This is a genomic window from Roseateles sp. GW821-FHT03B02, from assembly GCF_059421025.1.
The window spans coordinates 1-23,410 of record NZ_JBWKUV010000005.1; the positions used below are offsets into that span (position 1 = coordinate 1).

The 23,410-nt window shown below is 67.8% G+C and carries 21 protein-coding genes and 1 tRNA gene; 15 read left to right on the forward strand and 7 right to left on the reverse strand.

Annotation, left to right across the window (positions count from 1 at the left end; translation table 11 throughout):
* The first annotated feature begins 976 nt into the window (after nucleotides 1-976).
* Entirely contained in the window at nucleotides 977-1,249 is a 273-nt protein-coding gene (locus AC07VX_RS14735; protein ID WP_493183917.1) for a helix-turn-helix domain-containing protein, read from the forward strand.
* A gap of 2 nt (nucleotides 1,250-1,251) precedes the next feature.
* Nucleotides 1,252-1,683 carry a hypothetical protein gene (locus tag AC07VX_RS14740; RefSeq protein ID WP_493166607.1) on the forward strand — a complete coding sequence of 144 codons (432 nt, stop codon included), beginning with the start codon at nucleotides 1,252-1,254 and terminating at the stop codon, nucleotides 1,681-1,683.
* 39 nt (nucleotides 1,684-1,722) lie between these two features.
* On the opposite strand, the gene AC07VX_RS14745 is transcribed toward AC07VX_RS14740, so the two are convergent.
* Genes AC07VX_RS14745 through AC07VX_RS14755 form a run of 3 tightly spaced genes read right to left on the reverse strand, consistent with a single transcriptional unit; the run spans nucleotide 1,723 to nucleotide 3,664 of the window.
* Nucleotides 1,723-2,250 carry a tyrosine-type recombinase/integrase gene (locus tag AC07VX_RS14745; RefSeq protein ID WP_493166606.1) on the reverse strand — a complete coding sequence of 176 codons (528 nt, stop codon included), beginning with the start codon at nucleotides 2,248-2,250 and terminating at the stop codon, nucleotides 1,723-1,725.
* 8 nt (nucleotides 2,251-2,258) lie between these two features.
* Nucleotides 2,259-3,059, reverse strand: coding sequence for a nucleotidyl transferase AbiEii/AbiGii toxin family protein (locus AC07VX_RS14750; protein ID WP_493166605.1), 801 nt, complete (start codon nucleotides 3,057-3,059; stop codon nucleotides 2,259-2,261).
* Nucleotides 3,056-3,664, reverse strand: a complete 609-nt coding sequence (locus tag AC07VX_RS14755) for a type IV toxin-antitoxin system AbiEi family antitoxin domain-containing protein (protein ID WP_493166604.1) — start codon at nucleotides 3,662-3,664, stop codon at nucleotides 3,056-3,058. Before AC07VX_RS14755 ends, AC07VX_RS14750 begins: the two co-directional genes overlap by 4 nt.
* A 500-nt stretch (nucleotides 3,665-4,164) precedes the next feature.
* Here AC07VX_RS14755 and AC07VX_RS14760 point away from each other — a divergent pair, with 500 nt between their 5' ends.
* Both AC07VX_RS14760 and AC07VX_RS14765 read left to right on the forward strand, forming a co-directional pair.
* On the forward strand, nucleotides 4,165-5,034 hold the full coding sequence (locus tag AC07VX_RS14760; protein ID WP_493166616.1) for a tripartite tricarboxylate transporter substrate-binding protein: 870 nt from the start codon (nucleotides 4,165-4,167) through the stop codon (nucleotides 5,032-5,034).
* The gene (locus AC07VX_RS14765) at nucleotides 5,031-7,106 is read left to right on the forward strand and encodes a CHASE domain-containing protein (RefSeq protein WP_495119382.1); all 2,076 of its coding nucleotides are present in this window, start codon (nucleotides 5,031-5,033) and stop codon (nucleotides 7,104-7,106) included. Before AC07VX_RS14760 ends, AC07VX_RS14765 begins: the two co-directional genes overlap by 4 nt.
* Here the strand turns inward: AC07VX_RS14765 and fdhD are convergent.
* Entirely contained in the window at nucleotides 7,097-7,879 is a 783-nt protein-coding gene (gene fdhD / locus AC07VX_RS14770; protein WP_493166602.1) for a formate dehydrogenase accessory sulfurtransferase FdhD, read from the reverse strand. The two genes, AC07VX_RS14765 and fdhD, sit on opposite strands and share 10 nt — an antisense overlap.
* A 38-nt stretch (nucleotides 7,880-7,917) precedes the next feature.
* On the opposite strand from fdhD, the gene AC07VX_RS14775 reads away from it, so the two are divergent.
* Nucleotides 7,918-8,535: an FMN-binding negative transcriptional regulator gene (locus tag AC07VX_RS14775; RefSeq protein WP_493166601.1), complete on the forward strand. Its 618-nt coding sequence runs from the start codon at nucleotides 7,918-7,920 to the stop codon at nucleotides 8,533-8,535.
* Here the strand turns inward: AC07VX_RS14775 and AC07VX_RS14780 are convergent.
* The 3 genes from AC07VX_RS14780 to AC07VX_RS14790 form a co-directional block, all read right to left on the reverse strand.
* Nucleotides 8,532-10,778 carry a TonB-dependent receptor plug domain-containing protein gene (locus AC07VX_RS14780; RefSeq protein ID WP_493166599.1) on the reverse strand — a complete coding sequence of 749 codons (2,247 nt, stop codon included), beginning with the start codon at nucleotides 10,776-10,778 and terminating at the stop codon, nucleotides 8,532-8,534. The two genes, AC07VX_RS14775 and AC07VX_RS14780, sit on opposite strands and share 4 nt — an antisense overlap.
* Nucleotides 10,779-10,841: 63 nt before the next feature.
* Nucleotides 10,842-11,291 (reverse strand): group I truncated hemoglobin, encoded by a 450-nt coding sequence (locus AC07VX_RS14785; RefSeq protein ID WP_493166598.1) that lies wholly within the window; start codon nucleotides 11,289-11,291, stop codon nucleotides 10,842-10,844.
* A 7-nt stretch (nucleotides 11,292-11,298) separates the two neighbouring features.
* Entirely contained in the window at nucleotides 11,299-12,195 is an 897-nt protein-coding gene (locus tag AC07VX_RS14790) for a DUF3034 family protein (protein ID WP_493166597.1), read from the reverse strand.
* A gap of 118 nt (nucleotides 12,196-12,313) precedes the next feature.
* Between AC07VX_RS14790 and apbC the strand changes: the two genes are divergently transcribed.
* From apbC to AC07VX_RS14840, 10 genes are all read left to right on the forward strand, one after another.
* Entirely contained in the window at nucleotides 12,314-13,408 is a 1,095-nt protein-coding gene (gene apbC / locus AC07VX_RS14795; protein ID WP_493166596.1) for an iron-sulfur cluster carrier protein ApbC, read from the forward strand.
* Between the two features lie 163 nt (nucleotides 13,409-13,571).
* A complete protein-coding gene (fdnG, locus tag AC07VX_RS14800) occupies nucleotides 13,572-16,643 on the forward strand; it encodes a formate dehydrogenase-N subunit alpha (protein ID WP_493166595.1) in 3,072 nt (1,023 codons plus the stop codon).
* A gap of 9 nt (nucleotides 16,644-16,652) precedes the next feature.
* The gene (gene fdxH / locus AC07VX_RS14805; protein WP_493166594.1) at nucleotides 16,653-17,543 is read left to right on the forward strand and encodes a formate dehydrogenase subunit beta; all 891 of its coding nucleotides are present in this window, start codon (nucleotides 16,653-16,655) and stop codon (nucleotides 17,541-17,543) included.
* 12 nt (nucleotides 17,544-17,555) lie between these two features.
* Entirely contained in the window at nucleotides 17,556-18,179 is a 624-nt protein-coding gene (locus tag AC07VX_RS14810) for a formate dehydrogenase subunit gamma (protein WP_493166593.1), read from the forward strand.
* Nucleotides 18,176-19,180: a formate dehydrogenase accessory protein FdhE gene (fdhE, locus tag AC07VX_RS14815; protein ID WP_493166592.1), complete on the forward strand. Its 1,005-nt coding sequence runs from the start codon at nucleotides 18,176-18,178 to the stop codon at nucleotides 19,178-19,180. The genes AC07VX_RS14810 and fdhE overlap by 4 nt, the downstream gene beginning before the upstream one ends.
* Complete coding sequence (gene selA / locus AC07VX_RS14820; protein WP_493166591.1) at nucleotides 19,180-20,604, forward strand: L-seryl-tRNA(Sec) selenium transferase; 1,425 nt, start codon at nucleotides 19,180-19,182, stop codon at nucleotides 20,602-20,604. Before fdhE ends, selA begins: the two co-directional genes overlap by 1 nt.
* A complete protein-coding gene (gene selB, locus AC07VX_RS14825; protein ID WP_493166590.1) occupies nucleotides 20,601-22,466 on the forward strand; it encodes a selenocysteine-specific translation elongation factor in 1,866 nt (621 codons plus the stop codon). The genes selA and selB overlap by 4 nt, the downstream gene beginning before the upstream one ends.
* Nucleotide 22,467: 1 nt before the next feature.
* Nucleotides 22,468-22,563, forward strand: a tRNA-Sec gene (locus AC07VX_RS14830).
* A gap of 21 nt (nucleotides 22,564-22,584) precedes the next feature.
* A complete protein-coding gene (locus AC07VX_RS14835; RefSeq protein WP_493166589.1) occupies nucleotides 22,585-23,022 on the forward strand; it encodes a glycine cleavage system protein H in 438 nt (145 codons plus the stop codon).
* Entirely contained in the window at nucleotides 23,022-23,402 is a 381-nt protein-coding gene (locus AC07VX_RS14840; RefSeq protein WP_493166588.1) for a DsrE family protein, read from the forward strand. Before AC07VX_RS14835 ends, AC07VX_RS14840 begins: the two co-directional genes overlap by 1 nt.
* Nucleotides 23,403-23,410 lie beyond the last annotated feature (8 nt).

The window sequence follows — 23,410 nt, forward strand, 5'->3', positions numbered from 1 at the left end:
CCTTCGTCGGATCCGCCTCTGCGGCGAGATAGCGCCGCTTCCAGACCGAGTCAAGGTGGAGCGGCTGGACGCTCACGTTGATGCGGGGCGGCTGCTCGACGGAATCAAGGTCGCCCCTTCCGACCTTGATCGGCGGCCTGCCCTCCGGAAGGGTGCGCGTAGACATTGCGCTAGCGGTGCGCGGCTTTGCCTTACAGTTGCTTGCAGGTCACATAGTGGGGTGTTGCGATCAACAGGCAGACCCTGTGGCCGAGGCCGGCCGGGAGTGTGCTTGGATCGCTTTCGTACCGATCAGGAGCCGATGGATACCGTTAAGAGACGTGAGCGAATGGGGTCATCTCGTTCTTCTTCAGTCAGGCGTGGCCGTCCCTATGGTCAGCGACCGCCGGCGTGCACGACTATAACGGCGGTGTTATGATCCCGGGCATTGGATCTGACTCGGCCCTAGATGACGACCTTGCCGCGATGTCTGACCGAGAGGCTGCCTTGTGGCTTGAAGTCATCGATCTTTTATGGGACAACCCGCTTGTGCGGGCGGAACTGGAACGCGAAAGATCCGAACGGCATACTGATCCTAGATTTGATGCTGAACCTGTAATCGAACTGCGGGATGTTGGATATTTCATTAGTAGGCTAAAGCTTACGCTGGCGGACGGAAAGCCTGCGAGTGCCTATCGTCTACTGTATGCAATTGATTACAGGCTAAGTCCTCCGAAGATTTGGTTGCTTGGCCTTATGCCTAGGGAAGAAAATTATGTCGCATCACAACCAATTACCTCGCGGTCAATCCGACGCTACGACAGTATTGGTATCCCGCGGCAAGGGACGCATTGAAAGCACGGTCAGAATCGCGCGCTCGCTTACTGTTTGGACCGGTGCATCGTTCGCCCAGTCCAAAAGCGAGGATGTGTCAGATGCGCGCCCTGGGCGTGCACGTAGGGCTGCGCTGGATGCGACGCCTGCGGGCCGAACTGCAATGGCTGAAGCGCGCGTGCAGGTCGGGCAGATGTTGGCTGCGGATCGAGTCGCGCCGTTGGCTGCTTTGCGATTGACCAAGGGTCTCACTCAAGTGGAGCTAGCAAAGCGCTGTGGCTTCCTGCAGCCGCAAATTGCTCGCCTGGAGGCGGGTGCGCATAAGACGGTTCTTGCTACGACACTGGAAAAGTTGTCTGCAGCTCTTGGCGTCACCATAGATGAGGTGAACGCTGCGGTGCTTGCTTCCCGCGAGTGTCGCGAACGTCGGGAGTGATCATGGAAGAAATCCAGGCGCGTTTCTTTTTCTGTGACGACGTTCGGCATGAAACCTCTGGCAAGGTTTCAATCATTGGCCTTTATCGGGGGTATATCGGCATCCTGCAGGCCATTCCATTTGTTCCTAAGATCGTGTGTCTGGTGTTGCTGGATTTTCCGCAATCCTTGGCGGGTGCTCCAATCGCGGTTTCGCTTCGCAGTGATGACGACGTACTGCTTTCTGAGACTATCCCCTTGCCCAGTCAGAGGCCTGGTTTGGCTGCAGGTTCAGATGATGGCTCTGCACTTGTGGAAGCGACCATCCCGGTAGAGTTGATTGGTTATGAATTTCCTAATGGGAAATCTCTCACTTGCGCAATCGACTTTGGTGGCAAAACGATTGTGAGTTCTCCGTTGAAGATTTTGCGGCTAGCTGAGCCGCCGCGAGGCTAATTCGCCATACAGGGCATGGTAAGAGTCGAATGCGCAATGTTAGGTGGCGGCTTCATCGTCACAGTATGCCGCCCAGTCTTGCATCATTGCCTGCCGCTTCTCGAACAGATCGCCCCGCCGATACGCCGCCTCTGCAGCGTTTCCGATGGCGTGAGCAAGTGCCATCTCGCTAACGTAGTTTGGGTAGTTCGTCTTCTCTGACGCCCAGTCCTTGAACGTTGAGCGAAGCCCGTGTGGGACGCACAGGCGACCGCTTGCATCCTTGTGCCCAAGACGCCGCATAAGCATGGAGAGGGCCATATCTGAGAGCGGTCCGCCTCTAGGTGCTTCAAAGCAATACTCGGGCTCAGCGCTAGCCTTGCCCATCACCGCCGGTCGCCTGGGCAGTGCTGTAAGGATGTCAACGGCCTGACGCGAAAGCGGGACTTTGTGTTCCTCGCCTGTTTTCATGCGCTGGCCGTTTGAGTCGTTCAAGGGCTCGCCGGGGATCGTCCACACAGCCCGGTCGAGATCTACTTCCCGCCAGGTCATCATTCGCACGTTGGCCGAGCGAACGGCTGTCAGCATCAAGAACTCTAGTGCGCGTGCCGTGATGCCACGAGCCCAAGTTTCTTCAAGAACGCCTGCCATTGACGCACCTTCGCCGGTTCGAGGGCGAAGGCTGGCGTCAGCGCGATCGGGGCGGTGCCGGGTATCGCTGTGGCCCGCCTTGAGAAAGTCGCGCGCAAAGCTTCGGCCAAGGTCTCTCCCACAAGGGGCTTAGACCTGGCGATGTGCGCGAGGTCAAAGAAGTCCTTCATGCGAGTGTTGGCCATGCCGAGCACGACCATCGCGTGCAGCTTTTCGGCGACTACCGTGTAGACCGGATAGGTGCGCAGCGCCGGCGCCGCCATGTCGTCGATCAGGATGGGATAGGTCACCATCTCCGGGGCGGGCGTGATGGCGTCGCCGAAGCCGATGTCCACCTGCACCGGCAGGCGAGCGTTGCCGACGAACGCCGTCACGGTCAGGCGCAGGCCGCCGTAGGTGTTGTATTCGCGGATCGGGGAGATCCGGATGGTCCGCTCGTCATACCGAACACCATCTTCTGCATCGATGCGGCAGATATCGATGAACCGGGCCCGCAGCGTCTCCTCGTCGTCGGCGCCGAAACCCAGCAGATCGGCATCCTTGGTCGGCCGGTGCGGTGTGTCGTACCAGAGCGCGAACAGCAGCGCTCCCTTCAACACGAAGTGGCCAGCATGTGCTGATACCGAAAGACGATAGAGCAGGCGCTCGATCGCGAAGCGCGAGAGCAAGAGGTTGTAGTTCTCACCCGTACCGCGTGAGCGATTGAGCAGGCGGGCCAGCACCGAGGCCGAGCGATCCGAGCTCATGCGGCAAGCAACTCCAGATATGGCCGCATCACCTGTGTCATGCGGTTGACCTTGGCATAGCGCCATAGCTCATCCATCGTCACCTTGCGTTGCGTCCACGCTTCGCGCAGCGCCTCGAGTGCGACGTCAATGCCTACCTTGCTGCGCAGCTTGAAGCAGTCGGTGATGGTTTTGGCCAGGCAGTAGACACGAACCTGCGCGCCATCAATCGTCAGGGTCTCGATGCCCTCGGTAAAGGACTCGCCGGACAGGCGAGTGACGCGCAGAGCGCTGGTGGGACTCTTTGGTGCATGAGTGCCGGCCGGCAGGGCGATCCAGACCTCGAAGGGGGTCTGCACACCGATGCCATGGATCTCCAGCGCGCTGAGCAGGCACAGCACAGCCCTCGGCACCAGCTTGCTCACTTCGATCGCGGATTGGTGCGCACTTGGCGGTACATCGGCGCCGACGTACAGACCTCGTCCGACGCGCTTGATTTGGCCGCTGGCCGTCAGGCTTGAAATCGTGCGTGCCGGAATTCCGACCGCCGCCAGCTCGCGCGCGGACAGCGCAGGCTGTTGTGCGGCGAGGCGCAGCAGCTCGGGGCTATGGGTGTCAGTTGGCATGCCTGCATGTTAGCAAAATGCACTACTTGCATGTGTCTGGTGCATTTTCTTCTTCCGTTCCCTCTTGGGCGCCACTCGAGGTGGTCGACAGCATGGTCACTCGAACGGCCATCGACCCCGCTGCTCTCGACCGCGACTCAGAGGCGAGGTGGCTGCAAGGGACGGCAACCATTGCAACCGCCCGGTGCGGACCCGCATGCCGGGTGGTGTGGGAGGGGTGGAGCCAGTCGGTTCCCCCTATCCCGATCTGCGCGCTGTTTCCGCTTCCGGGCGATACATCACGGATTCGCAGATCCGAGTTCAGTTTCGCCAATTGGGACGGCGATTCGATCATTTATGATTGAATTGTGACGGTGATGGCGAGAAATAGAACCCGGTGTCGTTGGGGCGCCCTGCTGACGCTGGCTGGCAGTCTGCTGGCCGGCGCAGCCGTGGCTGCGAGTCCAGCGCGCGGGGCTTCGCCGCCCAATCGGGCACCGGTCAGGTTGCTCGTGCCCTTCATGGCTGGCGGCGAGGCCGACGGCTCGGCCCGCAACTTCGTGCAGGCTGCCACGCGCGTCGGCGGCGGGCTCAGCTTCGAGATCACCCATCTGACGGCCGAGTCGGGCGCCGCGGCGGCGCGGGCGGTCAAGCAGGCCGCACCGGACGGCCAGACGCTGCTGCTCGCGCGCGTTGGCAACCTTGCCATCCTGCCGGCGCTGGCGCCCCGCACGACCGTGCCGGTGAGCGATTTCACCGTGCTCGCCGTGCTGGACCAGGCGCCGCTCATCTGCGCCGTTCGCAGCGGCACGCCGGTCCGGTCGATGCGCGAACTGCTCGCTGCGATCGTCGCGACGCCCGGCCAGCTGCGCTACAGCACCGCCGGCGCCGGCACGCTGCAGAACCTGGCCGTGCGCTATTGGCTTGCACTGAACGGCCTGCCGGATGACGCGGCCAGGCCGTTGCATTTCGGGCAGGGTTCGCAGGCGACGCAGGCACTGCTGCAGGGCGAGGTGGAGTTCAGCTGCAACAACGCGCGCAGCATGGTGCCGGCGGTGCAAGCGGGTGCCTTGCGTGGCCTGATGACGACGGCGCAGGGGCGGTTGCGCGCGCTGCCGCGCCTGCAGAATGCCGCGGAGCTGGGCCTGCGCGACATGCAGCAGCTGCAGGGCTGGTCGGCGCTACTGGGACCGGCGGGCATGCCGGCCGAAGCCGTCGAGCGCTGGCGTGCCGTGCTCGACAAGGTGGCCGACGATCCCGAATGGCGCGCCGGCACCGAGGCGCTGGGCGCTTCGGCCCGCATCCGCGCCATCCCGGACCCGGCGCACTTCCTGCGCCAGCAGGCCCAGTTCTATGAGCGCCTCGTGACCACGCTCGGAGCCCGGCCATGAAGTCCCGGAAGGGCCGCGGCCTCTGGCCCTCGATCGTGGACGTGGCTCTGGTGGCCTTGCTGCTGCTCGTGGGTCTCGCCGGCAGCCTGGGGGCTTACCGCTTCTTCTCCCTGAAGGCCGAGGCGCAGGAGCAGGAGCGGCTGAATGCGATGGGGCAGAGCGTCGTCGGTGCCTTCGATCGGCAGTTGACACGCGTGGTGGAGGCGCTGCAGGCGGCCGGCCTGTTGCTGTCGGCACAGACCGAGCTGACGCACGAGCAGTTCGCGCGCTGGGGTGCCAGTCTGGTCGGCGACTCGTCGGCCATTGCGCTGCTTGAATGGCAGCCCGTCGTGCCGCACGAGGAACTGGCTGAATTCGAGAAGCAGGCGGCGCGCGAGCAGCCCGGCTACCGCGTTGTCGAGCCGGCACCCGACTACCAGGGCGACGGCTTCGTCGCTGCGCGCGAGCGCGAGATCCATGTGCCGGTGCGCTATTCATGGCCCGAGAACGGCGCGGCCGTTGGCGTCGACATGGCCTTCGACCCGCGTCGCATGCGCTCCAAGCTGCTTGCCCGCGACTCCGGCGCGCCCATCGCATCCGAGACGTTCGCGCTGATCCGTCGTGGCCAGCCGGGAGCGGCGGTCAGCGGCTTTGCCGTGTCCGCGCCGGTCTACCGTCGGCCGCGGCCGGTGGGGGCCGAGGCGCGTCAGCGCGAGCTTCGTGGTTTTCTGGCCGGGGTCGTCGAACTGCCCGAGCTGATGGCCGATGCGGCACTGCGGGCCGACGCCAACGGGCTGGACGTCTTCATCTTTGACCAGCAGGACAAGCATCGCCTTATCTACGCTTCTGCGGGGAGCGAGCCTTTCCTCGCCGACGAGCGAGACATGGCGCTCAACATCGACGTCGGCGGCCGGCCCTGGCAGCTCGTGCTGCGACCACGGCCGGGTGCTTCCGACGCCGAGCGCGATCGCACGGCGCTACAGGTCCTGGCGGCGGGCAGCCTGGCCACGCTGCTCGTCGCCCTGGCCGTAGCCCGGAGTCTGGTCGTGCGCCGGCGCCTGGAGCGCACCGAGGCCGTGCTGGCCGAGGACCGCGAGCGCATGGCCAACGTGCTGGACGGCACGGCCGCCGGCACCTGGGACTGGCATGTCGACGGCGGTCGCCTCATCGTCAACGAACGCTGGGCGCAGATGCTGGGGTACTCCCGGGCCAAGCTGGAGCCCATCACCGTCTCGACCTGGGAGAGCCTGTGCCACGCCGGCGATCTCATCGAGGCCAACGACGCGCTGAAGCGCCACCTTGGCGGCGAAGAAGAACGCTACTCGGCCGAGTTCCGCCTGCGCCACGCGGATGGGCACTGGGTGTGGGTGCAGAGCCATGGCCGCATCGTCGAGCGCGATGCCGACGGCCGCCCGCTGCGCCTGGCGGGCACGCACATGGACATCTCGCGCCGCAAGGCCGACGAGCAGCGGCTGCATGACGATGCCCGTGCGCTGGAGGCCGCCAACCGCCAGTTGCGCGACCTCGCCATCCTCGATGCGCTGACCGGCGCCTTCAACCGGCGCCATTTCAACGACGTCTGCCTGGCCGCGCTGGCCGGTGGCCAGCGCGGCCAGGCCGTGGCGCTGTGCATGCTCGACGTCGACTACTTCAAGGCCTACAACGACCGCTACGGCCACCAGGCCGGCGATGCCGTGCTCCAGGCGCTTTCGCAGACGCTGCGGGACAGCCTCAAGCGTTCGACCGATGCCCTGTTCCGCCTTGGCGGCGAGGAATTCGGCATCATTTTTTCCGCGGCCTCGGCCGAGGCCGCGCAGCGTTTCGTCGGCCAGCTGATCGCCGCCCTGCACGCGCTGGCGATGCCGCATGAAGCGGCCCCGCTGCGCATCGTCACGGCCAGCTTCGGTCTGGCCTGGTGGGCGGCGCCGACCTCTCGCCTCACGCCCAAGGCCATGTATGCCGCGGCCGACGCGGCGCTGTACGAGGCCAAGCGGACCGGGCGCGATCGCGTCGTCACGCGCTGCTACCGAGCCGGCGAAGGGGAAGATCAGGCAGCGCCGGAGCCGGCGATGTCGGTGGGGCCTCAGGCGTAGCGCGTTGCGCGACCTTCGCGCACAAAGGCCCAGAGCTGCAGTCCCAGGCGAGCCGCCGTCTCGATCGCCAGGCTGCTGGGCGCCGACATGCAGGCCAGCAGCCCGGCGCCGGCCATGGCCGTCTTGTGCACGAGCTCGAAGCTGGCGCGGCTGGACATCAGCACGAAGCCGTCGCACGGATCAACGCCGCGGCGGGCGAGGGCGCCGGTCAGCTTGTCCAGCGCGTTGTGGCGGCCGACGTCCTCGCGCGCCAGCAGCAACTCGCCGCTGGGTCGGCACCAGGCGGCGCCGTGCATGCCGCCGCAGCGCTCGTTCAGCACCTGGGCCGTGTGCAGGGCCGCCAGTGCGCGCTCCAGCGCGTCGGCGGCCAGGGCCGGCGCCCGCACCGGCGCGGGCTGCACGGCGGCCAACGCCGCCAGGCTCTCGACGCCGCAAAGTCCGCAGCCCGTGCGGCCCGCCAGCGTGCGTCGCCTGACCTTCAGGCGCTGCTCGCAGGCGGCTGTGACGGTCAGCGCCAGCTCCAGGCCCTGCTCGCGGGCCTCGATCTCGATGTCCAGCAACTCGTGACGGGACGCGAGCCAGCCCTCGGTGAGGGCCAGGCCCAGCGCGAAGTCTTCGAGGTCGGCCGGGGTTGCCAGCATGACGGCCTGCGAGACGCCGTTGACCGCCAGCGCCACCGGCACTTCGACGGCGACTTCCTCGTCGGCGGCGGCATTCAGCGGACGCAGCGTCTGCAAGGGACAGGCGTTGGCCGGACTCGAAACATCGGACATGGCAGCGATGATAGGAGGCTTGTTTCGCCGGAGCTGCCGTGTACCTGCCTGCCCACTTCAACTCGACCGATCTTGATGCCGCGCTGCGCCTCATCGCCGAGCATCCGCTGGCCCTGCTGATCGGCCCCGATGCCCGGGGCGAGAGCTTTGGCAGCCATCTGCCGCTGGTGGTCGTGCCGGACGAGGGCGGCCTGGTGCTCGAAGGCCATATGGCGCGTGCCAACCCGCATTGGGGCTGGCTGTCGGCGCAGCAGCGCCTGCTGGCCGTCTTCAGTGGCCCGAGCGCCTACATAAGCCCGAGCCACTATGAATCGGTGCAGAACGTGCCGACCTGGAACTACGCGGCCCTGCATGTCCAGGGCGACATCGAGTTCATCGACGGGCAAACCGACAAGGACGCGCTGCTGAAGCGCCTCATCGGCCGTTTCGAGCCCGAGTACGCCGAGCAATGGCGAGGCCTCAAGGAGGACTACCAGGCCAGGCTGCTCGGCGCCATCGTCGGCTTTCGCATCCGCGTGACGCGCTGGGAGCTCAAGCTCAAGATGAGCCAGAACCGCGCGGCGGTGGAGCGCCAGCGCATCCGCGAGGCGCTTGCCGCGTCCGAGCGCGCCGAGGACCGCGCCACGGCGAAGTGGATGGAAGGGCTCGAGCGCTAGATTTTCATCTCCCAGCGCAGCTGCCACTGCGTGTAGCTGGGTCCGCCGCTGCGCGACTTGATGACCTGGTCGTTCGTGGCGATCAACGTGCCGGTGAAGTAGTCCATCGCCGACAGGTTGGTGGCAGACAGCCGCAACGACTGCTCAGTATTGATGGCCAACAGCGCGAAGGCGTCGACCACGGCCTTGCGGCTGGCCGTCGTCTCGGTGATCAGCGTCTGCTGGATGGTCGTCGCGGGCGTCCAGTTCAGCGAGGCGCCGAGTGTGAGCGGCAGTGAACGCAACCGATAGTCCGCGCCGAGGTTGGCCGTGCCCTTGGGCTGGCCGTCGATGTGGTTGTTGGGCCCCGGGATGCCATCCACGCTGGACCTGCAGAAGCTGAAGTTGCTGCGCACGTTGATGGGCAGCGCGTCCTCGAAATACTCGTCCAGGCGGAAACGCGCCTCCAGCTCGACGCCGGCCGTCGAGGCCCTGCCGATGTTCTGCGGCCGCGCCACCCAACGCTGCGTCGCGGCCCAGGGAACGGTCTCCAGCGCCGTCACGGTGCGCATCAGGTTGGTGATGCGGCGGGCGAAGAAGTTGGCGCTGAGCAGGCCGCCCTTGCTCAGGTAGTGCTCGTAGCCGACCTCGAATCCCGTCGCCAGCTCCGGCTTGAGCTCGGGATTGCCGGCGCGGTCGGGCGTGTTGGCCTGGTGGGGCACCTGACTGTTGATCGTGGGCCGGGCGATCAGGTCCTGCAACTGCGGGCTGCGGTAGCTGCGCGTCAGGCTGGCGCGGATCATGTCGCGGCCCTTGTCGTCGAGCTTGTAGCGGGCGTGGGCCAGCGGCGTGAAGACGCCGGACCTGTTGCGAGCGTCGTAGGTAGCGGCGCTGGACTTGGTGGTGATGCCCTCCCAGCGCAGGCCGGCGTAAAAGTCCCATTGCTTGCCGACGTTCCACTCGTCCTGGGCATAGGCGGCGATGCGGGTGGAGGAGGCGTCGAGGTCGTCGCCGAAGTCGTCCAGCCCCGGCTGCGGGCTGCCATTGACCAGGGTGACGCGCTTGGTGTGCCGCGTCGTGCCTTCGCCCTCGAAGCCGGTGACGAGGGCGTGGTCGCCGCCGAGGTTGTGCGAGAGCTTGGCCAGCGCGCTCCAGCTGCTGTCGCGGCTGCTGCTGGTGTCGTCCTGCAGCCGCGTGGCCGAGCCGGCCAGGCGCTCCTGGCGCCGGCTGTGGCTGTCGCCGCTGGCGCGACCCAGGCCGCCGCGCGCCTCGACGCGGGTGTCGCTGTCCAACCGGCTCTGCCACTGGGCGTTCAGCCGTGCCATCGTGAAGCGGCTGTCGCCCTCGGTGTCGGCCTGGTCGAAGAATCCGGCCGGGCGCGGGTTGGGCGTGGGTGTCGTCGTCTGCAGCAGCTGGCTGCTGTTGCTGGCCTTGGTGGAGACGACGAATGGCTGGATGGCCAGGCTGTCGGTCGCGCTCAGCTTGAACTGCACGCGGCCAGTCAGATTCAGCGCGCTGCGTTCGTCCGACGTGCGGCCGCGGGAGGTCAGCAGGCTGTCGCTGCCGGTCGAGACGAAGTGGGTCAGCGTGTCGTTGATGATGTCGTCGACGCGCTTGCCGTGCATCGCGTTGACGGTCAGGTTGAAGGCATGGCCGTCGCCGAAGTTGTCGTTGCGTGTCCAGCCAATGCCGGGGCTGAGCTGGCCGCGCTCGGTGCCGAAGCCGGCGCGGAACTCGTTGAGCCGCTTCTTCAGCGCCTCGCGCAGAACGACGTTGATGGTGCCGGCCACGGCCCGCGTGCCGTACTCGGCGGTGGGCGCGCGCAGCACCTCGATGCGTTCGACCTGCTCGGGTGGCAGCTGGTCCAGCGAGAAGCCGGGCGGCATGCGCTCGCCGTTGACGAGGATCTGCGTGTAGCCGCCGCCCATGCCGCGCATGCGGATGTCGCCGCCGCGGCCCGGGCGGCCGCCGGTCGTCACGCCGGGCAGGCGCTTGATCATCTCGCCCAGCGTCGAGTCGCCGAACTTCTCGATTTCCTCGCGCGTGATGACGATCTTGCTGGCTGTCGAGGCCTTGCGGATGGATTCGTCGCTGGCCGTGCCGCTGATCTCGACGCGCTTGAGCTGCTCGCCGGCCCTGAGTGCAGGACGGGCCGGCGCCGAGGCGGCGGTGTCGGGCGGCGTGGGGCCGGCCTGGGCGTGGGCGGCAGGCAAACCGCCGCAGGCCACCAGCGCGGCGGCCGCAGTGAGTCGGAGGGTAGGCATGGCCTGCAAGCTTGCCATGCGGCCCGTGGCGGCTTGTGGCGCCGCCGTTAACGCAAATCTTCTTTACCGAGGCTGCTGCGATTCGCTCACCGGGGTGACGATTTCTCGGTGCATCGGCGCCAGCCGGGCCAGCATGCCGTTCTGGGCGGCGAAGGGGATGGCCCTGGCGTCCATGGCTTGCTGCAGGATCTCGACGAGGGCGTTGAAGTCACGCCGACCGATGTCCATGTCCTGGTGCACCAGCCGCATCGGCGCGCCGGTGTAGCGGCAGGGCCCGCCTGCCTCCTGGCAGAGCTGCTCGGTCAGCTGGGCCGCCAAGTTCTCGCGGTTGGCGTTGCCGAAGAAGGGGGCCGTGCGCGGATCGGCGAACAACCGGGGCACGAAGTCGTCCATGACGGCGCGGATGCCAGCCTTGCCGCCCCAGGCCTGGTAGACGCTGTCGTTGGCCGGCGGCGTCTGCGCGAAGGCCGCGATGCTGGCGAGCAGCAGGCAGGCAAGGGCGGCGGGGCGCATGGGTCTCCTAGAGCGCGAACTGCGCGGACAGGTAGCTGCCCGTCTGGCGCCTGGGCTGCACGGCGGGGGCGATGCGCCCCAGGTCCACCCAGGCGGCTGTCAGCGAGAAATGCTTGCTCGGCGCCCAGGCAATGAAGACGTCCTTCCAGTCGTCCTCCTTCAGCGCGCCGGCGCCCAGCACGGACTGGTTCAGGTTGTCGGGCTTGGCGCGGAACTCGACGCCGATGGCCAGGTCTTTGCGCAGCAGCTTGGCGACCGAGAACTCCGGCTGCAGACGCATGCCCTTGCCCTGGGCGCCGCCAAAGCCGAGCAGGCCATTCTGGTTGGCCTTGGTGGCGCGCAGCGTCAGGTTGACGAGCACGCCGTCGGCGAGGAAGAGCTTGGTGGCGCTGGCGTAGAAATCGGTGCCCGAGGACTTGGCACCCAGCGGGCCGAAGAGGGTGGGGCCGAGGTTGCCGGCGCGGGTCTTCTTGTGCTCCAGGCCGAGGGCGACCTGGGGCATCAGCGTATCGCTGTCCAGCACGGCGTCGCCGGCGATGCGCACCTTCACGCCAGCGATGTCCTGCTTGAGATGCAGGCCGTCCAGGCCGAGGGGTGCGAGATTGCTCTCGGTGTCGAAGTCCTGTTTGACCAGCGTCAACTCGACGCGGTCGTGGAAGGCGACGGCCGCGCCATAGGTCAGCAGGCCATAGTTGTCGGTCTTGGCTCGGGTGATGAAGGCGGTGGTGCCGGTTTCGCCGGCAGTGGCGTAGCTGCCGGTCACGGCCCAGGGTGTCAGGCCGCCGCCGGCCGCGCCGTCGATGCTGGATACACCGCCGGTCAGCAACAGCTTGCCGCCGCCGGACTGGGCCAGGACAGGCGGGCAGAGCAGAGCGGCGGTGAGCAGAAGGGCAGGGCGGCGCATTGAATCTCCGGCGGCAGGGGCGGGGGCCGCCTCACTCTACGCACAAAGCCCGCCGGCCGGATGCAATCTGCCAGCGGGCTAGACTGTCTGCCCTCATTCCCGTGAACTGTTTCCTGCCATGACCGCGATCGCCGATGTCCAGCTGCAACCCCTGCTGCAAGCCGTGGTGGACCCCGGCAGCGGCCGCACGCTTGGCGAGGCGAAGGCGATCCGTTCGATCAAGGTCGAAGGCGCCGATGTGGCCGTCGACATCGAGCTGGGCTATCCGGGCGCCAGCCAGCATGCCGCGCTGCGCGCCGCCGTCATCGCGGCCGCCAGGGGGCTGTCCGGCGTGGGCAATGTCAGCGTCGGCATCACCACCAGGATCGTGGCCCATGCCGTGCAGCGCGGTGTCCAGTTGCTGCCCGGCGTCAAGAACATCATCGCCGTCGCCTCCGGCAAGGGCGGCGTGGGCAAGAGCACCACGGCCGCCAACCTGGCCCTGGCCCTGGCTGCCGAAGGCGCCCGCGTGGGCGTGCTGGATGCCGACATCTACGGTCCCAGCCAGCCCACCATGCTGGGTGCCAGCGGCCGCCCCGAGACGCTGGACGGCCAGAACATGGAGCCGCACATCGCCCATGGCCTGCAGGTCAATTCCATCGGCTTCCTCGTCGACGACGACCAGGCCATGATCTGGCGTGGCCCCATGGCCACCCAGGCGCTGGAGCAGTTGCTGCGGCAGACGCGCTGGCAGGAGCTGGACTACCTCGTCGTCGACATGCCGCCGGGCACCGGCGACATCCAGCTGACCCTCTCGCAGCGCGTGCCGGTGACCGGCGCCGTCATCGTCACGACGCCCCAGGACATCGCCCTCATCGACGCCAAGAAGGGCCTGAAGATGTTCGAGAAGGTGGGCGTGCCCATCCTGGGCATCGTCGAGAACATGGCCGTGCACATCTGCTCCAACTGCGGTCACGCCGAGCACATCTTCGGCGCCGAGGGTGGCCAGAAGATGGCGGCCCAGTACGGCACCGAGCTGCTGGCCTCGCTGCCGCTGGCCATGAGCATCCGTGCCCAGGCGGACTCCGGCAGGCCGACCGTGGCCGCCGAGCCTGAAGGTGAGGTGGCGACGCTCTACAAGGCGCTCGCCCGCAAGGTGGCCGTCAAGATCGCTGCCCAGGGCAAGGACTATTCGTCCAAGTTCCCGTCGATCTCGATATCCAAGTCCACCTGACGCCAGACTGACGCCGGTCGATACCCGAGCGGCGAACTCCCCCTGGAATGCCCTCAATGGACAAGGGCACCGCTTTGTGAAGAAATCACCGAGTGGATGCCGCGTGTCGGCCCGTTTTCAGTTCTCAAACGAGCGGACAACGACGTCCGCAGGAGACAGCCGAATGGACATGAACCGGAGGCAATTCTTCCGGGTGAGCGGCGCGGGGCTGGCAGCATCCAGCCTCGTGGCCCTGGGGTTCTCGCCGACGGCGGCTCTCGCCGAGGCACGTAACTTCAAGCTCTCCCGGGCGACCGAGACACGCAACACCTGCCCCTACTGCTCGGTGGGCTGCGGCGTCATCATGTATTCCCTGGGCGACAAGGCGAAGAACGTCACCTCGTCCATCATCCACATCGAAGGCGACCCGGATCACCCGGTCAACCGCGGCACGCTGTGCCCCAAGGGCGCCGGCCTGCTGGACTTCGTGCACAGCCCCAACCGGCTGAAGCATCCCGAGATCCGCGAGCCCGGCAGCAAGGAATGGAAGCGCGTCAGCTGGGATGAGGCGATGGACCGCCTCGTCAAGCTGATGAAGGCCGACCGCGACGCCAACTTCGTCGCCCAGAACGCCGACGGCAAGACGGTCAACCGCTGGCTCACCACCGGCATGCTCTGCGCGAGCGCATCCTCCAACGAAGCGGGCTACATCACCCACAAGGCGATGCGCTCGATGGGGATGCTGGTCTTCGACAACCAGGCGCGCGTTTGACACGCCCCGACGGTGGCCAGTCTGGCCCCGACGTTTGGGCGCGGTGCGATGACCAACCACTGGGTGGACATCAAGAACGCCGACCTCGTGCTGATCATGGGCGGCAATGCCGCCGAGGCCCACCCCTGCGGCTTCAAGTGGGTGATCGAGGCCAAGCAGCACAACAAGGCCAAGCTGCTGGTCGTGGACCCGCGCTTCACGCGCTCGGCTGCGATGAGCGACTACTACGCGCCCATCCGCGCCGGCACTGACATCGCCTTCCTGGGCGGCGTCATCAATTACCTGCTGTCCAACAACAAGATTCAGCACGAGTACGTCAAGACCTACACCAACGCCAGCTTCATCGTCGGCGAGGACTACAAGTTCGAGGCCGGCATCTTCAGCGGCTACGACGAGACCAAGCGCCGCTACGACAACAAGAGCTGGGGCTACGAGCTCGACGAAAAGGGCTTCGCCAAGGTCGACCCGACGCTCGAACACCCGCGCTGCGTGCTCAACGTGATGAAGGCGCATTACGCGCGCTACACGCCCGAGCAGGTCAGCAAGATCACCGGCACGCCCAAGGACAAGTTCCTGAAGGTCTGCGAAATGATCGCGGAGACGGCCAAGCCCAACAAGGTGATGACCATCATGTACGCCCTGGGCTGGACGCAGCACAGCCAGGGCTCGCAGATGATCCGCACCGGTGCGCTGATGCAGCTGTTGCTGGGCAACATCGGCCTGCCTGGCGGCGGCATGAACGCGCTGCGCGGCCACTCCAACATCCAAGGCCTGACGGACCTGGGCCTGCTGTCCACGTCGCTCACCGGCTACATGAGCCTGCCGCGCGATAGCGAACAGGATCTGGAGACCTACTACAAGCCGCGTGCGCTCAAGCCCCTGCGCCCGGGGCAGATGAGCTTCTGGCAGAACTACCCGAAGTTCTTCGTCAGCCAGCAAAAGGCGTGGTGGGGCAAGGCGGCGACGGCCGAGAACGAGTGGGCCTTCCACTATCTGCCCAAGTGGGACAAGGCCTATGACGTGCTGCAGGCCTTCGAGCTGATGAACCAGGGCAAGCTCAACGGCTATATCTGCCAGGGCTTCAACCCGGTCGGCTCCTTCCCGAACAAGAAGAAGATCGTCGCGGGCCTGTCCAAGCTCAAGTACCTCGTCATCATCGATCCGCTCAACACCGAGACCGCCGAGTTCTGGAAGAACTACGGCGAGCACAACGACGTGAAGAGCGAGGAAATCCAGACGACCGTGTTCCGCTTCCCGAGCACCTGCTTTGCGGAGGAGGACGGGTCCCTCACCAACTCCGGTCGCTGGCTGCAGTGGCACTGGAAGGGTGCCGAGCCTCCGGGCGAGGCCAAGGGCGACCCGGAGATCATCGCCCAGCTCTTCACGCGCATGAAGGCGGCCTATGCCAAGGAAGGCGGCGCCTTTGCCGACCCCATCCTCAACCTCACCTGGCCCTATCTGCAGCCCACCAACCCCTCGGCCGAGGAACTGGCCAAGGAGTACAACGGCAAGGCGCTGGCCGACGTGCTGGACCCCAAGGACCCGACCAAGGTGCTGGCCAAGGCCGGCGAGCAGCTCGCCGGCTTCGGCCTGCTGCGCGACGACGGCTCCACCTCCAGCGGCTGCTGGATCTACGCCGGCGCCTGGACCCAGGCCGGCAACCAGATGGCCCGCCGCGACAACAGCGACCCCTGGGGTATCGGCCAGACGCTGAACTGGGCCTGGGCCTGGCCGGCCAACCGGCGCGTGCTCTACAACACGGCCTCCTGCGACCCGACCGGCAAGCCCTGGAATGCCAAGCGCAAGCTGGTGAGCTGGAACGGCGAGCGCTGGGGCGGCTCCGACGTGCCCGACATCCGCCCGGACGCCAACCCGACGGACGCCGACGCCGTGCGCCCCTTCATCATGACCTCCGAAGGCGTGGCGCGCCTGTTCGCGCCCAGCGGCATGGTGGATGGCCCGCTGCCCGAGCACTATGAGCCCTTCGAGACGCCGCTCACCGCCAATCCCATGCACCCAGGCAACGCCAAGGCCAAGTCCAACCCGGCCGCGCGCGTATTCAAGGGCGACATGGAGGCCTTTGGCACGCCCAAGGACTTCCCCTATGTGGCCACCAGCTACCGGCTGACCGAGCACTTCCACTACTGGACCAAGAACGTGCGCACCTCGGCCGTCGTGCAGCCGCAGCAGTTCGTCGAGATCGGCGAGGAGCTTGCCAAGGAGAAAGGGGTGGCCAACGGCGACTGGGTGAAGGTGAGCAGCAACCGCGGCTTCATCAAGGCCGTGGCCGTCGTCACCAAGCGCATCGCTTCGCTGGACGTGGACGGCAAGCGCGTCCACACCGTGGGCCTGCCCAACCACTGGGGCTTCGTCGGCGTGGCCAAGCCAGGCTATCTCGTGAACACGCTGACCCCCTTCGTGGGCGACGCGAACACGCAGACGCCGGAGTTCAAGAGCTTCACCGTGAATCTTGAGAAGGCATAAGGAGCGCACATGTCTTCACTTCAATCACTCGACATCGCCAAGCGCTCGGCCACCACCACGCCGTCCACGCAGGCGCGCACGCACGTCGCCGAAGTCGCCAAGCTCATCGATGTGTCCTCCTGCATCGGCTGCAAGGCCTGCCAGGTGGCCTGCATGCAGTGGAACGACCTGCGCGACGACGTGGGCGACAACCACGGCACCTACGACAACCCTCGCGACCTGACGCCACAGAGCTGGACGGTCATGCGCTTCTCGGAGGTGGAGGTCGAGAAGGACAAGCTGGAATGGCTGATCCGCAAGGACGGCTGCATGCACTGCGAGGATCCGGGCTGCCTCAAGAGCTGCCCGGCCCCCGGCGCCATCGTGAAGTACACGAACGGCATCGTGGACTTCATCTCCGAGCACTGCGTCGGCTGCGGCAACTGCGTCACCGGGTGCCCCTTCGACGTGCCGCGCATCAGCAAGGTCGACTCCAAGGCCTACAAGTGCAGCCTCTGCTCAGACCGCGTCGGCGTGGGCCTGGAGCCGGCCTGCGCCAAGGCCTGCCCCACTGGCGCCATCCGCTTCGGCACCAAGGAGGACATGCTGGACTTCGGCGCCGAGCGCATCGCCGACCTGAAGGAGCGCGGCTACGCCAACGCAGGCGTCTACGACCCGCCGGGCGTGGGTGGCACCCACGTTGTCTACGTGCTGCAGCATGCCGACAAGCCCGAGCTCTACCACGGCCTGCCGGCGGACCCGAAGATCAGCCCCCTCGTCTCGTTGTGGAAGGGCGTGGCCAAGCCGCTGGCCGTCGCGGCCATGATCGGCGCGGCGGTAGCCGGCTTCTTCCACTACACGCGCGTCGGCCCCATCGAGGACCCGGACGACGCGGGCGCCGATCGCAACCCCAACGCCTGACAGGAGCACGCCATGGCCACCCGCCTACTGCAGCGCTACAACGCTGGCGAGCGCACCAACCACTGGTTGATCGTGCTGCTATTCCTTGGCGCCGGGCTTTCGGGCCTGGCCTTCTTCCACCCTGCCTTCTATTTCCTGACCGCGCTGTTCGGCGGTGGCACCTGGGCGCGCATCCTGCATCCCTTCATGGGCCTGCTGATGGCGGTGTGCTTCACGGTCATGGCCCTCAAGCTCTGGCGCCACAACGTGATGACCGAAGCGGACCGTGAGTGGATGAAGCACAGCGGCGAGATGCTGCGCGGCGACAAGAGCCGCATGCCGCCCGCCGGCCGCTACAACGGCGGCCAGAAGCGCGTGTTCTGGGTCATGGTCGTCAGCCTGGCCGTGCTGGTGCTGACCGGCTTCATCTTCTGGCAGCCCTGGTTCGCCGACAGCTTCCCCATCGTGGCCCGCCGCATCGCCGTGCTGCTGCACGCCTTCTCGGCCACCGTGCTGATCCTGTCGGTCATCGTGCACGTGTACGCGGCCATCTGGGTCAAGGGCACCATCCGGGCGATGACGCGAGGCACGGTCACCGAGGGCTGGGCGCGTCAGAATCACGCGTTGTGGCACCGTGAGATGACAGGCAAGCAGTGACTCCCGCGACGACGAACCAGAAGCTTCTCAGCCCCGAAGAAATCGCCGTCCGCGCCGGCGAGCAGCTGACCTTCCTGCACCTGCCCGAGCCCGGCGTCTTCGCCGAGCGGGCGGTGCGCCTGCGACAGTTGGCCGCTGGCCACGCGATGCGCGACTTCCTGCTCTTCGTTGCCGAACTGGCCGATGCCCAGCACCGCGCCCTGAAGGCCGGTGTGGCCGTGCCGCCACCCTCGGCCGAGCAGGTCGAGGCAGCGGCGACGGCGGGCCTGCCCCTGCTGCCGGCCGAAACCTGGCCGCGCACCGCGGTCTGGCGTGAGTCCCTGCGCACGCTGCTGCAGGACCTCTCCCGCCACCTCGCCGCAGGCCCGGCAAAGTCAGCCGCCCTGCAGCTCGCCGCCGCGAGCGACGAGCACCTGGACACCCAGGCCGGCCGCCTGATCGCGGGCGTCATGCTGGGCCTGGACATGGCCGCCGCGCCGCTGATCGCTGCGGGCCTGCAGCTGCACTGGGTGCGCCTGGCGCAACAGACGGCCGCGACCCACGCCGGGGGGCCGGTCGCGCCCTTCGGTCGCATTGACGACCCCACCGTGTGTCCCTGTTGCGGCTCGCGCCCGGTCGCGGCCGTCGAGCGGCTGGGCGCCGAAGGCGCGCGCTACCTCGCCTGCGGCCTGTGCGCCACGCAATGGCATTACGTGCGCATCAAGTGCACGCATTGCCAGAGCACCAAGGGCATCTCGCTGCAGAACCTTGTCGCGGCGGATGCCGCAGCACCCGAGGCCCAGCCTGCCGTGCAGGCGGAGTGCTGCAGCGAATGCGGCCACTACCTGAAGCTGATGCACCCGGCGCGCGACAACGGCATAGAGCCCGTGGCCGACGACTTGGCCACGCTGACGCTGGACCTGCTCGTCAGCGAGGAGGGCCAGCAGCGCCACGGCTTGAACCTGCTGTTGCTCTTCGGCGAGCCCGAGGACGCGCCTCCACCACCCGGGCGAGAACACTGATGGCGGCGCCCGACGAATCCGTGGTTCACGGTTCCAAGGCAAGTCCCAAGGACATCCCCGCCCTGGACAAGCTGCTGCGCGACTGCGCGCCCCTGGTGGCCGAGCATGGCCACACGCTGGTGGCCCGCGAGGCGAGGGCGTTGCTGGACGGGCTTCGCGCCCGCGCCGTGGCGGGTGAACTGCACCACGCCGAGCTCGAGGCGCTGCCGCGAGCGCTGGGCGGCCGCGTCAACGCGCGCATGCGGCTCAACATGCGCGCGGTGCTGAACCTCACCGGCACGGTCATCCACACCAACCTCGGCCGCTCGCTGCTGGCCGACGCGGCGCTGCAGCAGGTGCTCGCGCTGATGGGCGCGCCCAACAACCTGGAGTTCGACCTTGACACCGGCCGCCGCGGCGACCGTGACGACCTCATCGAGAGCCTGCTCTGCGAGCTCACCGGCGCCGAAGCAGCGACGGTCGTCAACAACAACGCCGCCGCCGTTCTGCTGGGCATCGCGGCACTGGCTCGCGGCAAGGAGGCCATCGTCTCGCGCGGCGAGCTGGTCGAGATCGGTGGTGCCTTCCGCATGCCCGACGTGATGAGCGCGGCCGGCGCCACGTTGGTGGAGGTGGGCACCACCAACCGCACCCATCCGCGCGACTACGAGAGCGCGATCACGCCGCGCACCGGCCTGATCGTCAAGGTCCACACCAGCAACTATGCGGTGCAGGGCTTCACGGCCTCGGTGGACGAGGCCACGCTGGCCCCCATCGCCCATGCGGCCGGCCTGCCGCTGATGACCGACCTCGGCAGCGGCGCCCTCGTGGACCTGTCCAAGTGGGGCCTGCCGGCCGAGCCGCTGCCGCAGGCCATGCTGGCGGCTGGCTGCGATGTCGTGACCTTCAGCGGCGACAAGCTGCTGGGCGGCCCGCAGGCCGGATTGATCGTCGGCAGCAAGGCGGCTGTGGGCCATATTCGCAAGTTCCCGATGAAGCGCGCACTGCGCCTTTCCAAGCTGCCCTTCGCCGCGCTGGAGGCCACGCTGCGCCTCTACCTGCGGCCCGAGCGCTTGGTGCAGGACCTGCCCACGCTGCGCCTGCTGACGCGTCCGCACGAGCAGATCGCCGCGCTGGCCCTGCGGCTGCTGCCCGAGGTGGCCGCCGCCGTCGCGCCGCGCTTCACGGTCCAGACGGTGGCGCTGCAGAGCCAGATCGGCTCCGGCTCGCTGCCGGTCGAGCGCCTGCCTTCCGCGGGCCTGGCCATCACCGCCGCCGACGGCCGCGGCCGCACGCTCGAAGCCCTGGCCGCGGCGCTGCGCGAACTGCCGCGCCCCGTCATCGGACGTATCCACGACGACCGCCTGCTGCTGGACCTCAGGGGCCTGGAAGAGCCTGCGCTGCTGACCTCGCAACTCGGCGTACTCAAGGAGACGCTCGCGTGATCGTCGGCACCGCCGGCCACATCGACCACGGCAAGACCACGCTCGTGCGTGCGCTCACGGGTGTCGACACCGATCGGCTGCCCGAGGAGAAGGCGCGCGGCATCAGCATCGAGCTGGGCTATGCCTACCTCGATGTGCCAGGCCTGGACGAACGCCTGGGCTTCATCGACGTGCCGGGCCACGAGAAGCTCGTCCACACCATGCTGGCCGGTGCCAGCGGCATCGACTTTGCGCTGCTGCTCGTCGCGGCGGACGACGGCGTCATGCCGCAGACGCGCGAACACTTGGCCGTGCTGAGCCTGCTGGGACTGAGCAAGGGTGCCGTCGCCATCACCAAGGCCGACCGCGCCGAGCCCGGCCGCATCGCCGCGCTGACCGATGAAATCCGCGCGCTGCTCGCCGGCACAGGGCTGGATGCGGCGCCCATCCTCGTCGTCGCTGCCCAGGCGGGGCAGGGTGTGCACGAGCTGCGCGAGCTGCTCTTCGATGCTGCCCGCCATCTGCCGCCGCGTCAGGCGCACGGCCTGGCGCCGCGTCTGGCCGTGGACCGGGCCTTCACGCTGGACGGCGTGGGCACCGTCGTCACCGGCACTCTGCACGCCGGCGAGATCGCCGTGGGCGACGAACTGGCGCTGGCCGGCCAGCGTGCCCGCGTGCGCAGCCTGCACGCGCAGAACCGCAGCGTCGAGCGCGCCCGTGCCGGCCAGCGCTGTGCCGTGGCCCTGGCGGGCATCGCCAGGGATGACGCCCCGCGCGGCGCCTGGCTGACGGCGCCCCACGTGGCGCTTGCCACCGACCGCCTCGATGCCCAGTTGCGCCTCTGGCCTGGCGAGGCCAGGCCGCTGCGCTCCGGCGCCCGCGTTCACCTGCACCTGGGCGCCCAGAGCGTGATGGCCAGCGTTGCCGTGCTGGACAGCGAGCAGATCGAGCCCGGCGGTTCGGGGCGCGTGCAGCTCGTGTGCCACGGCCAGGTAGGCGCCTGGCGTGGCGACCGCCTCGTGCTGAGAGATGCCGGCGCCACGCGCACCGTAGCGGGTGGCCTCGTGCTGGACCCCTTTGCGCCCGCCCGCTACCGCCGCACGCCCGAGCGCCTTGCCGAGCTCGCCGCCTGCGAGCTCCCCACCACCGCGCGCCGCCGCGAACGGCTGTTGCAGCTGTCGGTCCTGGGCCTGGACCTGGCCCGCTTCGCCCAGGCCGAGGGGCTGGCCGAGCCGCTGCAAGGCTGGGCGCTGGGCGACGAGGCCGGCGCGGCGCTGACGTCCAGGCTGCTCGCGGCGCTGGCCGTCTTCCACGCCAAGTCGCCCGACGAGCTCGGCCCCGACGCTGCCCGCCTGCGCCGGCTGGTGGCGCCGCGCATGGCCGAGCCGCTGTGGCGCCAGGTGCTGGCCGACCTGCGCGCCAACGGCCGTGTTTCACTCCGCGGCGCCTTCGTCCACCTGCCCGAGCATGGCGTGCAGCTGTCGGCCACCGAGCAGCGCATTGCGCAGAAGGTGGCACCGCGCCTGGCCGCGGCCGGCGCCGAGGGCGCCTGGGCGCGCGATCTGGCCAGGGACTGCGCCGAGGCCGAGCCGCTGCTGCGCACGACGCTTGCGCGCCTGGCGCAGCAGGGCGACTTGCATCAAGTCGTGAAGGACTTGTACGTCGACACGGCCACGATGAGCACACTCGCCGCTACAGTGCGCCGCCTGGCGCTCGAGCACGGCCATGTCGCCGCCGCGGCCTTCCGCGACGCGACCGGCCTTGGCCGCAAGCGCGCCATCCAGCTGCTGGAGCATTTCGACCGCGTCGGCCTGCTGCGGCGGGTCGGCGACGAACATAGGCTTCGAGCGGACAGCACGCTGTTCGCGGAGGTCAACGGATGATGGAAAGAGAACGACACCGGTGTGTCGGCCGGGCTTCAAACCCGGTGGGTGGCGCCACGCGTCGCCGGGTGGGTTCGACTCCCTCCTCTTTCCGCCACGCATGGGGCGGGGGGCGGTGATGCTGATCGCTGGCGCCGAGCTGCCCGACGCGCTCTGGTACTGGATCGACGACCAGACCTGGGCTCAGCCTCTGCCGGGCGGGAAGGTCCGCATCGGCATCACCGCACTCGGGCTCAAGGCCTCAGGTGAGGTCTTTATGTGCCGGCCCAAGCCGGTCGACAGCGAGGTCGAGCAGGGCCGCTCAATCGGTGTCGTGGAACTGTCCAAGTCCATCGTGTCGGTGAAGTCGCCGTTGTCGGGCATCGTCATGCGGGTGAACGAGGTGCTGCATGAGCAGCCCGAGCTGGTGCACCGGTCGCCCTACGATGCGGGGTGGCTGATCGAGATCGCGCCCACGCGCCTGGCCACCGAGAAAGCCCGACTCGCTGTCGGCGAGGCCGCCATACGTGAGGCGATGACGCGCTGGGCCTGGCTCAATCAACTGGACCCCACCTGATGCAACGTACCGGCCTTGCCATCCTGCTCTGGGCTGCCGACCCGGCCGACCCCGTGCGCCTGGCCACGCCCTTCGCGCACGCGGCGGCGGCGGCGGCACTGGAGCTGCAGGTGGAGGTTTACTTCTCCGCGCGCTCGGTGCTGCTGCTGCAGCCCGGCGTCGCCGATGCGTTGCGGGCTTCCGACCGTTTCGACAAGACCATTGCCGGCTGGATGCAGGATGCGCTCGACCACGGCGCACGCTTTCTCGCCTGCTCGGATGCGCTCGCGGCCCAGGGCCTCACGCATGCCGATCTCATCCCTGTCGCCCGCCAGCATGGCGGCGCGGTGCAATTCGCCGCCCGGGCCGCTGATCCGGCCTGGGCCACTCTCGTGTTCTGACGCTCCCA

Coding starts and splice junctions, on each gene's coding strand:
- AC07VX_RS14735 (WP_493183917.1), top strand. CDS start 977: ATGGCTGAAGCGCGCGTGCAGGTCGGGCAGATGTTGGCTGCGGATCGA.
- AC07VX_RS14740 (WP_493166607.1), top strand. CDS start 1,252: ATGGAAGAAATCCAGGCGCGTTTCTTTTTCTGTGACGACGTTCGGCAT.
- AC07VX_RS14745 (WP_493166606.1), bottom strand. CDS start 2,250: ATGCTGACAGCCGTTCGCTCGGCCAACGTGCGAATGATGACCTGGCGG.
- AC07VX_RS14750 (WP_493166605.1), bottom strand. CDS start 3,059: ATGAGCTCGGATCGCTCGGCCTCGGTGCTGGCCCGCCTGCTCAATCGC.
- AC07VX_RS14755 (WP_493166604.1), bottom strand. CDS start 3,664: ATGCCAACTGACACCCATAGCCCCGAGCTGCTGCGCCTCGCCGCACAA.
- AC07VX_RS14760 (WP_493166616.1), top strand. CDS start 4,165: ATGGCTGGCGGCGAGGCCGACGGCTCGGCCCGCAACTTCGTGCAGGCT.
- AC07VX_RS14765 (WP_495119382.1), top strand. CDS start 5,031: ATGAAGTCCCGGAAGGGCCGCGGCCTCTGGCCCTCGATCGTGGACGTG.
- fdhD (WP_493166602.1), bottom strand. CDS start 7,879: ATGTCCGATGTTTCGAGTCCGGCCAACGCCTGTCCCTTGCAGACGCTG.
- AC07VX_RS14780 (WP_493166599.1), bottom strand. CDS start 10,778: ATGCCTACCCTCCGACTCACTGCGGCCGCCGCGCTGGTGGCCTGCGGC.
- AC07VX_RS14785 (WP_493166598.1), bottom strand. CDS start 11,291: ATGCGCCCCGCCGCCCTTGCCTGCCTGCTGCTCGCCAGCATCGCGGCC.
- AC07VX_RS14790 (WP_493166597.1), bottom strand. CDS start 12,195: ATGCGCCGCCCTGCCCTTCTGCTCACCGCCGCTCTGCTCTGCCCGCCT.
- apbC (WP_493166596.1), top strand. CDS start 12,314: ATGACCGCGATCGCCGATGTCCAGCTGCAACCCCTGCTGCAAGCCGTG.
- fdxH (WP_493166594.1), top strand. CDS start 16,653: ATGTCTTCACTTCAATCACTCGACATCGCCAAGCGCTCGGCCACCACC.
- AC07VX_RS14810 (WP_493166593.1), top strand. CDS start 17,556: ATGGCCACCCGCCTACTGCAGCGCTACAACGCTGGCGAGCGCACCAAC.
- selA (WP_493166591.1), top strand. CDS start 19,180: ATGGCGGCGCCCGACGAATCCGTGGTTCACGGTTCCAAGGCAAGTCCC.
- AC07VX_RS14835 (WP_493166589.1), top strand. CDS start 22,585: ATGCTGATCGCTGGCGCCGAGCTGCCCGACGCGCTCTGGTACTGGATC.
- AC07VX_RS14840 (WP_493166588.1), top strand. CDS start 23,022: ATGCAACGTACCGGCCTTGCCATCCTGCTCTGGGCTGCCGACCCGGCC.